This is a genomic window from Salinisphaera sp., from assembly GCF_035690525.1.
In the GTDB taxonomy this organism is placed as follows: domain Bacteria; phylum Pseudomonadota; class Gammaproteobacteria; order Nevskiales; family Salinisphaeraceae; genus Salinisphaera.
The window spans coordinates 1-10,401 of sequence record NZ_DASSKM010000188.1 but is presented as its reverse complement, the minus strand read 5'-3'; the positions used below and the strand labels follow the sequence as shown (position 1 = coordinate 10,401).

Annotated in this window: 11 protein-coding genes; 3 read left to right on the top strand and 8 right to left on the bottom strand. The window is 62.8% G+C overall.

What is annotated here, in order from left to right; genetic code table 11:
- Positions 1 to 180 precede the first annotated feature (180 nt).
- Both VFJ08_RS14640 and VFJ08_RS14635 read right to left on the bottom strand, forming a co-directional pair.
- Positions 181 to 450, bottom strand: a complete 270-nt coding sequence (locus VFJ08_RS14640) for a DUF3144 domain-containing protein (RefSeq protein ID WP_324997966.1) — start codon at positions 448 to 450, stop codon at positions 181 to 183.
- Between the two features lie 94 nt (positions 451 to 544).
- Positions 545 to 1,423, bottom strand: a complete 879-nt coding sequence (locus VFJ08_RS14635) for a hypothetical protein (protein WP_324997965.1) — start codon at positions 1,421 to 1,423, stop codon at positions 545 to 547.
- A gap of 89 nt (positions 1,424 to 1,512) precedes the next feature.
- Between VFJ08_RS14635 and VFJ08_RS14630 the strand changes: the two genes are divergently transcribed.
- From VFJ08_RS14630 to VFJ08_RS14620, 3 genes are read left to right on the top strand one after another with little or no spacing between them, the layout of a single operon-like run.
- Positions 1,513 to 2,529 (top strand): glycosyltransferase family 2 protein, encoded by a 1,017-nt coding sequence (locus tag VFJ08_RS14630; protein WP_324997964.1) that lies wholly within the window; start codon positions 1,513 to 1,515, stop codon positions 2,527 to 2,529.
- Positions 2,530 to 2,537: 8 nt separating this feature from the next.
- Positions 2,538 to 3,347: a methyltransferase domain-containing protein gene (locus VFJ08_RS14625; RefSeq protein ID WP_324997963.1), complete on the top strand. Its 810-nt coding sequence runs from the start codon at positions 2,538 to 2,540 to the stop codon at positions 3,345 to 3,347.
- Positions 3,344 to 4,240: a hypothetical protein gene (locus VFJ08_RS14620; protein WP_324997962.1), complete on the top strand. Its 897-nt coding sequence runs from the start codon at positions 3,344 to 3,346 to the stop codon at positions 4,238 to 4,240. The genes VFJ08_RS14625 and VFJ08_RS14620 overlap by 4 nt, the downstream gene beginning before the upstream one ends.
- 16 nt (positions 4,241 to 4,256) lie before the next feature.
- On the opposite strand, the gene VFJ08_RS14615 is transcribed toward VFJ08_RS14620, so the two are convergent.
- The 6 genes from VFJ08_RS14615 to VFJ08_RS14590 form a co-directional block, all read right to left on the bottom strand.
- Positions 4,257 to 4,901 carry a hypothetical protein gene (locus VFJ08_RS14615; RefSeq protein WP_324997961.1) on the bottom strand — a complete coding sequence of 215 codons (645 nt, stop codon included), beginning with the start codon at positions 4,899 to 4,901 and terminating at the stop codon, positions 4,257 to 4,259.
- 293 nt (positions 4,902 to 5,194) lie between these two features.
- Entirely contained in the window at positions 5,195 to 6,157 is a 963-nt protein-coding gene (locus tag VFJ08_RS14610) for a glycosyltransferase family A protein (protein WP_324997960.1), read from the bottom strand.
- Positions 6,158 to 6,320: 163 nt separating this feature from the next.
- Positions 6,321 to 7,175: an FkbM family methyltransferase gene (locus VFJ08_RS14605; protein ID WP_324997959.1), complete on the bottom strand. Its 855-nt coding sequence runs from the start codon at positions 7,173 to 7,175 to the stop codon at positions 6,321 to 6,323.
- Between the two features lie 106 nt (positions 7,176 to 7,281).
- Positions 7,282 to 8,442, bottom strand: a complete 1,161-nt coding sequence (locus VFJ08_RS14600) for a glycosyltransferase family 4 protein (protein ID WP_324997958.1) — start codon at positions 8,440 to 8,442, stop codon at positions 7,282 to 7,284.
- Positions 8,439 to 9,662: a glycosyltransferase gene (locus VFJ08_RS14595; protein WP_324997957.1), complete on the bottom strand. Its 1,224-nt coding sequence runs from the start codon at positions 9,660 to 9,662 to the stop codon at positions 8,439 to 8,441. Before VFJ08_RS14595 ends, VFJ08_RS14600 begins: the two co-directional genes overlap by 4 nt.
- The coding region (locus tag VFJ08_RS14590; protein ID WP_324997956.1) for a glycosyltransferase family 4 protein at positions 9,659 to 10,401 on the bottom strand (743 nt) is incomplete at its 5' end. The genes VFJ08_RS14595 and VFJ08_RS14590, both read right to left, overlap by 4 nt.

Sequence of the window (10,401 nt, the reverse complement as noted above, 5' to 3'; positions counted from 1 at the left end):
CCGGATGGCGCGATTTGGGGCCGCAACCCGTAGGGCCGGGGACCATTTTGCCGCAATCCAGCGTTGCAGCGCGCTACGGTAGAATGACTACCGTACGCCCGCTGCGCCTTGTCTTGCGTCAAAATGGCCGCCGGCGCGGCGTCGTATGAAACAGCAACAGGCCCTGGGGAACCGCACCGTTCAACCGGTGCCGGAACCTCGCCTCGTGTAGCGATCGAAATGCTTCAGACACTCGTCGAAATGGTCCTCGAACATTTTGCGGTACTGCGAGGTGAAATAATTGACCGCGTTCTCGCGCTCGGCCTGCATCTGTTCGGCGTCTTCCGCCGTGGCGGCCACCTGAAAGGCGTTGAAGCGGGCCGTCGCGTACATCGCGGAGGCGCTCACCTGCCCCGTCGGCGCCTCGTTCGCCTGCCGGTTCAGCACATCGATCACCGCGTCGGCGCGCACGCGAAATTGTGGCGAAATACTCCGTCCACTCATGACTTCGTCCCGTTGAATGCGTTATCGAGCGCGCAGGATAGCGAACTCGCGACCGACGAACCTAAGCGCCCTGTTTGTGCGGCCCAAAGTGCCGAGGCAAGCGCGCCACACCCAGCCGGTCGCTTAGATACGACTTCAATTTCGAGGGCGGATGATCCTGAATCATACGATCGGTCACGTGCACGAAAGTGGGGGGCTGGGCTCGCGCCGCGTCCCCGCCGCCGTCGACAAGTTTATACAGATAGATAAAGCCATCGTCGTCGTAGTACGCCGGCGCCTCCGGCGTGGCGATGCGCTTGAGCGCAACTTGGTCGGACAAATAACGCCCACTGCGCAGCATTCCCAGCCAGCGCCGCAGAAACGGCAGCGCCGCCTCGCGATCGGCGAACAACAGCCCGCCGTGGAACGAATCGGGTAACGGATTGCTCGCCCGATAGGTCAACAACGGGGCGGCCACCTCGGCCAGACGCTTCCGCGCCCGGCGATACCAGTCCGCGATCGGCGCGGTCACGATCACGTCGGCATCGATATAAGCGACGTAGCGTTGGCCCACCCATTCGAACAGCAACGGCTTGCAGCTCTTCGAAATGAGGCGAACCTTGCTGTAGGGCACGGTGATCGGAAACACGTTGTCGGCCTCGGCGAACATCTCCGGACGGTTGGTGATCACGTATACCGGCCCGGTGTACTCACCCGCGCGCCGGAGCGTATCGATCATCGACAGACACCAGTCGCAGTACTTGCGCGAAATCGCGATCGCGCCCACGGCGAAGTCCGGACACTCGGGATCGGCCCGGCCTTCGGGCAGCGGATTGCGCGCCATGCGCCGCAACCGCAAGCGCCACGACCAGTCCCGGCGATAATGCCTCAGTCGTTTGCCGAACGAGCGCGGCGCCGGCAGTTCGGCCGGATCGGCCACGGTATTGCCCCGGTCGCTCATGCCAATGCTCGTTATCCTGTCGTTGTATGGGCGGCGCCTACTATACCCGCCCCGACCGCGGACGGCGCGGCGACACCGCAGCCGATGCTATGCTCTACGCGCACGCGGTCCGCCAAATCTCGCAACGGATGCCCGAGTCGAATACGCCCGATTGCTCCTCGGGCCCTGCCCCTGCCCCGTCGCTCGATGTCAGCGTGGTGTTCGCCACGCGCGACCGCGCCGAGCAACTCGAACGCACGCTCGATGCCTATCGCGCGCTGGATACGGCCGGCCTGACCTGGGAACTGATCGTCATCGACAACAACAGCAGCGATGGCACCGCGGCCGTGATCGATAGAGCGGCCAAGTACTTACCGTTGATACATCTGTTTGTCGAGGCCGGCGGCCAGAATCGGGCCCGCAACGTGGCTATGGACCGTCTGCGGGGCCAGTTCGTGGTGTTCACGGACGACGACGTCATCCCGGATCCCGCCTGTCTGCAAGCCTATGTGGCGGCTGCCGCGCGCTGGCCGGACGATGTGATCTTCGGCGCGCGTATCGAGCCCGGTTTCCCCGATGGCACACCGGAATGGATGGCGAGCCGGGATTTCAATTTCGGTACGACAGCTTTCGCCCGTTATGCGCCGCGCCCCGATGAAGGCCCGGTGAAGACCCATCCCTACGGTCCGAGCTTCGCGGTGCGTCGCGAGACGCTGACGGGCCAGCGGTTCCCGGAAGACCTAGGGCCACAGACCGGCAACTATGCGATGGGCGGAGAAGCGGCTTTTCTACGCGGCATCGCCGAACAGGGCTATCGCTATATCCATGTGCCCTCGGCGCAGGTTGTGCATATGGTGAGGCCGGAACAGATCAATGACGCCTGGCTGTTGCAGAGAGCGCAAAACAAAGGCCGCGGGCAGGTCTATCTGCCTACCAGACGAAAACCAGCACGGTTCCATATTCAGGGCATGCCGGCGAAGCTGCTGTTGTCGGTAGCACGCGCCTGGGCACGTTATCAGCTGGCACGTCTTGTTTCACTACGGCAACGGCGCGTTGAGCGCGCCATCATCTACCAACTACGCCTGGGGCGTCTCATGGAACTTCGGCGCCAGAAACGCGGGGAATAAAATTCATCATGACCGGTTCAGCCCACTATCCAAAGAATTTCTACCGTGGCCGCGATGACAGATCGGCTCATGCGGCGGGAAAAGTCCTCACGCAACTGGCTGAGATTTTGCCCCCGGTCCATTCGGTCACCGACTACGGATGCGGAGTCGGCACCTGGCTCGCGGCAGCGCGCACTATTTTCGATACGACCGATATCAAAGGATTCGAGGGGCCATGGCTCGATCCCGGCATGCTGGTTATAGATAAAAGTCAATTTGAGCATTGCGATCTGGCAGCCAGCGACCGACCGTCGGCGCGGGCAAGCGATCTCACGTTGTGTCTTGAAGTGGCCGAACATCTCTCGGCCCCGATCGGTGACGATCTGGTGCGAATTCTCGCGAAAACCTCGGATTTCATCCTGTTTTCTGCCGCGATTCCAAACCAGGGCGGCAAGGGACACGTCAATGAGCAGTGGCCGGACTACTGGACCGAGCGCTTCGCCGACCGCGGTTTCACCAGCATTGCGCCGTTTCGACACCGGCTCTGGAACGACGCCGACATCAGCCCCTGGTATCGTCAAAATCTGCTTCTGGTGGCGAATCGGTCGCGGCTCGACGCGCTGACGCTCGACGAAGCAGAACTCCGAGCTCCGGTTCTTCCGGTAGTCCACCCGGAAATCTTTCGGGCCGCGCTGGCGCGCCAGCAGGCACAGATCGATAAGTTGGTCACGGTCACCGGCGCATGGCGCGCGCTCCGACGAGCGTTGCGCGGCAAGCCCTATCGAGTGCGCCCGCACCGGGCCCAAGATCCAAGGGATAACAAGAACGCCTCTGCATGAAACAGATTCGACACGAAGAATCGCCCGGCGAATCGATCCGGCCGCTTGAACCTGCGCGCCGGGCCAAACTCGAGGCCACCGTACCCCCTTTGTCGGGCGCGTATCGTCGCAAGCAACGTCGGCGTTATCGCCGCTGGCGCCTGAAAAATCTCATCTCGCGTCGCCTTGTTCCCGCCAGACATGGATCGACAGCCGCTTTCCACTCCGAGTTCGCCATCGCGATCATCGGGGTCGGCCCCCGTTATCGCGCCTGGGCTCGCACGCTGATCCACGGTCTGCGCGGACCGGGCCGGTACGCCGGGCCGGTCTACGTGATCACGGACGACCCACGACAGTTTGCGGATTTCGATAACACATCCTGTATTCGAATCGCGCCGACTCGTCATCAGATGGTGATCAAGACCTGCAAGACATTTCTGCATCAATGGCTGGCCGAGCGATACGTGCTTTATCTGGATGCCGATATCCTGGTGGGATGCGATATCCGCGCGTGGTGTGAACAGGCACTGGAATGTCTGGCCGGCCACGCGGCGCTGTTTTACCCGGACCCGAGTTCACGGCGCATGCCGTATCACGGCGGCCTGATGCTCATTGACAGCGACAAGGCCGGGCCGTTCTTCAAGGCGTGGCGGCGGTGCTTGGCGAGCGGGCATTTCCGCCAGGATCAGGAAGCTCTGCTGGCCTGCGCCGAATCTTTCGACCTCGGACGTCCGCCGGCCTACGGACTGTCGTTTCCTGCGCCCGAGAACGTTCGCGCCGGAGAGCGCGACTGCTTCATCCATCTCACGTCGTACCGTTACAGTCAGCTCGGCCACGACGCGTGCTATGCCTACCTCTGCAATACACTCGGTCTGAGGCCGAGTCAGGCCGCTGAACGACTCGATTTATCCTAGACCCGCGCCGGGCGGCTCATTTGCCTCGCTCCGGCGTGCCGAAATACGACGGTATGCGCGAGACGCCAAGTTCATTCCGCATGTAAGCCGTGAGCTTTTCGGGCGGATGCTCCTGAATCATGCGGTTCGTGATATGCACAAACATCGGCTGGTCGCGGAAACTGCCGTCGAGTTTCTGGTAGAGATAGCAGAAATCCGTATCGGTCTGATACGCCGGCGTTGATGGGGTCGCGATCCGGCGTAATGCCACCTGATCCGACAGATATCGTCCGCTGCGCAGCATGCCGAGCCATTTTCGTAGAAACGGCAGCGCCGCTTCCCGCTCCGCGAACAGCAAACCGCCGTGGAACGAGCGCGGAACCGGCACATCGACCTCATAAGCCAAAAGCGGACTAGCGACTTCAGCGAGCCTTTTACGGGATTTGCGATACCAGTCCGCCAACGGCGCGGTGACGATGACATCGGCGTCGATGTAAGCGATGTAACGCTGCGGCAACCATTCAAAAAGCATCGGTTTCAGGCTTTTAGAAAGCAGCCGGACCCTACTATAAGGGACTTCGATGGGAAACACGTTATCGAGCGACGCGAACTGCGCCGGCAGGTCGGTTACCACGTAGATGGGGCCGCTATAAGCGCCGCGCCGCCGCGCGGTCTCGATCATCGTCAGGCACCAGTCGGCATATTTTTCCGAGACCGCGATAGCCGCGATCGCAAAATCCGGGCATTCCGCATCGGGCCGGCCGACGGGCACTTCACGTGGCGGCGTGAATCGCGACCGCCACTGAAAATCGCGCCGAAAATGGCGTAAACGCTTGAGCCAGCTTCGAGCCGGTGGCAGTTCCGCCGGCACGACGGAAACATTGGTATGAGCATTCATAAAATCATCGTCAGCGCACATCGCCGGTTAGCGGCAGGTGGCGCCCGGCCCAATCGCATCGCAAGAGGTAGCCGAGCTTATTCGGGCTCTCGTCTCACCCGCTTCCATATCAGACGAGCGACGGCCTTGCGAAAACCGCGTCGCGCGCTGGCATTGTGAAAACCACCCATGTGTGACCATTTTTCGGCCTTTGGCGCCGTCGGTGCGACCAGGAAGTCCTCGGCCACGGGGCGGATGCGAATATCGCGTTCCATGAAGTAGCGCGCCGAGTCGCCACTGAGATATTGCACCGGATGAAAGCCGCCGCCGCCCAGCCATTCCATCACACGGTGCGAAAGCACTCGCTTCTTACCACGGTAAGAAATGGGAAACGGCAGCCAGGCCATAAGCGGCCATGCATAGAATCCCACGAAGATACCGCGCTCGCCAAAAAAAGCCTCATTGACTTTTTCACCCAACGGAAACGTATCAAATAGCGCGCGGGTCCGGCCGACGTGAAACAGCCCCGAACCAGTAAAGTGTTTGTGGCCGCGCGAATCCGGGTGGTCGCGGAAATACGCCGTGCCGCTGTCGTCGATTCGCGTGAGCTGCGCGTCGGATTCGCGCAGGTCATGCTTCATGAAACACGTGTGCAACTCGATGCTTCTGGGATTAGCGGCGAAGAATGCATCAAAGCGTTCCATATCAGTATCATCGACGCGACGAACAATCTGCTGGTCATCGTGCACGAACAACGCATAATCCGCATAGGCGGCAATCGCATCATGCAAGGCTAGTGTCTTGTTCGCGTATAGCCCGCCGGTCTTGAACATCCGGCGCTCGACGTGGGTCGACGGCCTGAGCACCTGATGACGGTTTTCCCGTTCGTAGCGCTGCAAAAGTGTACGGGTGCGGCGGTCTTCACTGTCGTCATCGACGATCGTCAACTCAGCGTCGGGAAGCTGTTGCACGACCGAATCAACTACATTTTGCAGGAATTGCGCTCTGTTATAGGAGAAGATATAAACTCGTAATCGAAGCGCCAATTGCGATCTCGCCATATCACGGAACCTGACTGATCGTTGTTTATCGCCCCAGGGCGGCGTGGAGTATACCACCACGGGCTTCTAGACTCCGCGACCCAGGACATGAGGCATAACAATCGCGCCGCGATGGCCGAACTTGGTCTTTCGAGTGATCTTCAACGCATCGACGCGCGTACAATCAGCGTTCAAAATAATAGATATTCGACCCGCGATCGGCCTGTGCCCAGACGAAACCGATTTTCGTCAGATGCGAAAATACACGATTGACACTCGCCTGCCCTGTTTTTTTCGGATGAAACTCAATCAGCATTCGCTCGACTGACGGACATTCGAACGCTTCCAGCAGGTCGATCTCGCCGCCCTCGATATCCATCAGTAGATAAGTCGGCTGCAAGCGGTCGAGCTCGGTCTGCCAGTGCAGCGTTGGCACGTCGAGAACGTGGTGTTCACCTTGCTTCGGCTTTCGTAGCGAAGAGGACCAGAGGTCACGGTGCGAATAAAAGCGGCATGAGTCGATACCGGCATCGCGGCTCATCACGCCGTGCAGAACCGCCGGCCGGACACCATTGAGTTCGTGCGTTACCGCGATGGTGGTGAGCAGATCCGGATTCGCCTCGCAGGTCGTGACACGCTCGCCGCCAATCCGGCGCGCGACCACTGCCGACAGATAGCCGATACCCGCACCCAGCTCCAGAACCCGATCGGTAGGTCGTACGGTGCGTTCGAGCGCGACACGCTCTTCGCGTTCGTAACCCTCGTCGTAAAGCCGCTGAATGATCTTGGCGGAATACAGCTCACGATCGATCGCCAGCCGCACGCCGCCCAGACGAATCATCCGCGGTCGATTTTTCACCCGCCAACGCGTTCGCACGCGATTACCGTACTTGCGGACCTTGCGCTCGAGATACGACCATACCGGCACGCGCGGCGCTTTCACCCGCGTGGGGTTTACGATGGTGGCCGTCGCCACACCGTCCGACGTACTCGCGTGGTTTACCGATGCGTAGCCGCCCCGGGGCAATTCGCTGCTCACTTGCCCTATCCTCCTCGTTGACACCAAATATCACCGCCCGACGGCACCGCCCTCCGGTCGTGGCGACGCCGGCTGGTCGGCAAACCGGCCCGAGGCCGCCAGACGTTTATCCCGCCGCAGTGGGCAGACCCGCGCTAGCGTAGACCGCCAGCGTTGCTTTGAAATTGGCCTCGCGCGTGTTACCCGCAACCGCCTCATAGCCGCTATCGGCCCAATAGACGCGCGTTGCGGCCGAATCGATCATCTCGCGCAACTGTGCGGCTAGGCGTCCCACGCTCGGCGCCTCCGGCAGGCTCGCGTACAGGGTTGTCGGCAGACGCTCCATCGCGCCCACCCGCCGCGTGGAAACCACCGGCACCCCGCAGGCCATGGCTTCCTGAACCACCTGTCCGAACTCTTCGAAACGGGCGGGATGCACGCAGATATCGAGCGCGTGAAAATAGCGCTCCGGGTGGTCGGTGGCGCCCACGAAATACAGGCGGTCGGCGATGCCGAGTTCGCGCGCCTGCTTCAGAAATCGCTGGTTGCCGGATTGTTTACCGAGCACGAGAACACGTGTGCCCTCTCGTTGCCGCGCCTCGAGAGCGGCATAAGCCTCGAGCAGAATATCGAGCCCGCGCTTGATGAAATCGCCCGAGGTAACGAGCCCCAGCAGTAGATCGTCGCCGCAGCCGAGTTCGGCGCGCACGACCTCGCGATACCGCACCCGATCGGCGCGATTGAATTTTTCCGCTCTGTAGCCGGGGTGCACGATCGGCAGCCGTGCTCGATCCACCCCGTAGCGCGCGGCGATATCGTTCTGCATCAACGTGGAATTGCAGATACAGAACTCGAACGCATCGGCGGCAAAGATCGCATCGTGTATTTCGGCCAACCCGCCAGCGGGATCGAGCGATTCGCCGGTGGTGTATTCATGCGTCAAATGCAGGCAGTTGTGCATCGACAACACGGTCTGGCGCGTGTTGTGGCCGTGCCCCGCGACGAAATCGTAGCGGCCGGCGCGGATCATGGCATCGGCCCGGGCGGCGAACCACCGCCAGCGGCGTCGCTTGAACACCGGCAGACGGCGGATCCGGCGCGGGCGCCCCATATCCGGCGTCGCGCCCGAGCGATGCACTTTCTCGCCGATCAAATCGACCGCGCAGCCGCGCGCGACGAGGGCGCGGGCATGATCGGCGATCGTGTTGTTGGTGCCGCCGATATCGCCGATGCCGCGAAACACGATGGCGATACGCGGCCGGCCGGCGCGAGCGCTAGGCGATGTCATGGCGAAACAAGCGTTCCCGTTTTCAGATAGCCGCGAATCGCGCCGATCGCGGCATCCACGTGCTCGCCGAAATCGAACCGCGTGCGTACGCGGGCCCAACCGTCGCGGCTGAGCCGCTCGTAGCGGGCGTGGTCTTCGATCAGCCCGGCGACGGCGTCGGCGAGCCGGTTCGGTGCGAGAACCCTGGGGGCGCCAATGGCGTCTTGCCCCGGATGATAGACGTACGGCGGCAAATCGTCGTCACCGCCGCCGAGTTCGGCGTACACCGACAGATCCTCTTCCGGGGCCAGACACAGCCCGCTGACATCATCGGCGACGACTTCGACCAGACCGTCGACCGCGCTCACGATCGCGGGCACGCCGTAGGCGTTGGCCTCGATCGCGATCTGGCCGAACGGCTCGCGTAGCGCCGGATGCACCAGCACATCGATTGCGCGATAGAACGAGCCCATGTCCGAAACCAAGCCGTGAAAGATCACGGCGTCCGCGATTCCCAGACGTTCGGCCAGCCGGGCCAGCGTTGCACGCTCGGGACCGTCGCCGGCCACCGCCAGCGTGACCGGAAAGCCGCGCTTACGCAGCCTGGCGAGGGCGTGCAGCGCAATGGCCGTGCCCTTGATCGGCACGAGCCGCGCGACCATGCCGAGCCGCCAGCGCTCTGTCGGCGCGGCTCTCGGCGCGTCCGCGGCGCCAGCCAGCGCCGGCCGTAGCGCGTTGGGCACGACCCGGATCTGGCCGCGATAACCCCAGCGCAGTTCGAGCATACGGCGCGCGGCAAAGCTATTCGCGAGCACGGCTTGAATATGCTCGATGAACCAGGTCTTGGCCGGGGTGACGTCCGCGAACCAACTCGCCCCCCGCTCCCAATACACACACCGCGCCGGGCCGGCGGCGCGTAGCGTGTTCACGCTGTCGCGCAGGCGATTCCATATCACCACACCGTCGGCGTCGGCGCGGCGCAGCAGCCGCGCCTGCCAGGCCCGGCGTATCGCCGGCGGCCATTTCGGCCATTTTATCGGCCCGGCGTATTTCTCGAACCGGATCGGCGTGGCCTTGGGGAACCGCGCGGCCACGAGCGGATGAATCCGCCGTCCGCAGGCGACGACCCCGGCCGGCTCGAGCCCGCGCCGCACCGCAACAGAGATAAAATCCGCGAACTGCAATTCGACGCCGCCGGCCGCATCGAGGCTCACGTAATGCATGAGCGAGGGGCCGGTCATGCTTCGAGCAGCCGCCCGGTGTCCGCATACTCGCGCGCGGTTGCGAGCACCGCATCGACGTGGTCGTCGAAATCGAACGAGCGCTGCATATGCGCCAGCGCGGCCGCGCTCATGCGGCGGTAGCGCGTCGCATCCGCGGTCAGTTCGATGACGGCCGCGGCCAGATCGTCCGGTTCGCATATGCGCGGCGGCGCGACATCGTCGGTATCCGGCCGATACACCACCGGGGGTAGGCCGGCGTTCTCGCCGCCCAAATCGGCATGGCGCTCCAGATTGCCGCGCGGCACCACGCACAGGCCGGTCTCGCCGTCGGTGACTACTTCCGGCAGGCCATCCACCGCGTTGCAGACCACCGGCACGCCGGCCGCCTGGGCCTCGGCGGCGACCATGCCGAACGGCTCGCGCAGCGCGGGATGCAGCAATACATCGATATGACGGAAAAAGCCCGGCATATTGTCGACCACACCGAGAAAATCCACCGCGTCGGCGATTTCCAGCGCTCGGGCCTGGGCCGTGAGTGTCTCGCGTAGCGGGCCGTCGCCGGCTATCGACAATGTCGCGGCGATCCCCCGGCTACGCAGGACAGCCAGCGCGTGCAGCGCCAGACACGCGCCCTTAATGGCAATCAAGCGCCCGGCCAGCCCGAGGCGCGGCGCCCGCGAGTCACCGATCTCCCGTGGGGCCGCGGCGATCGGCGCCCGCACACCATTGTGAATCACGCGCACCGGTGCCGTGTAAC

Bases quoted from the DNA above. Each gene is read 5' to 3' on its own strand.
- VFJ08_RS14620 (WP_324997962.1), top strand. From the start codon at position 3,344: ATGAAACAGATTCGACACGAAGAATCGCCCGGCGAATCGATCCGGCCG.
- VFJ08_RS14625 (WP_324997963.1), top strand. From the start codon at position 2,538: ATGACCGGTTCAGCCCACTATCCAAAGAATTTCTACCGTGGCCGCGAT.
- VFJ08_RS14610 (WP_324997960.1), bottom strand. From the start codon at position 6,157: ATGGCGAGATCGCAATTGGCGCTTCGATTACGAGTTTATATCTTCTCC.
- VFJ08_RS14615 (WP_324997961.1), bottom strand. From the start codon at position 4,901: ATGATCGAGACCGCGCGGCGGCGCGGCGCTTATAGCGGCCCCATCTAC.
- VFJ08_RS14635 (WP_324997965.1), bottom strand. From the start codon at position 1,423: ATGAGCGACCGGGGCAATACCGTGGCCGATCCGGCCGAACTGCCGGCG.
- VFJ08_RS14595 (WP_324997957.1), bottom strand. From the start codon at position 9,662: ATGACCGGCCCCTCGCTCATGCATTACGTGAGCCTCGATGCGGCCGGC.
- VFJ08_RS14630 (WP_324997964.1), top strand. From the start codon at position 1,513: ATGCTCTACGCGCACGCGGTCCGCCAAATCTCGCAACGGATGCCCGAG.
- VFJ08_RS14600 (WP_324997958.1), bottom strand. From the start codon at position 8,442: ATGACATCGCCTAGCGCTCGCGCCGGCCGGCCGCGTATCGCCATCGTG.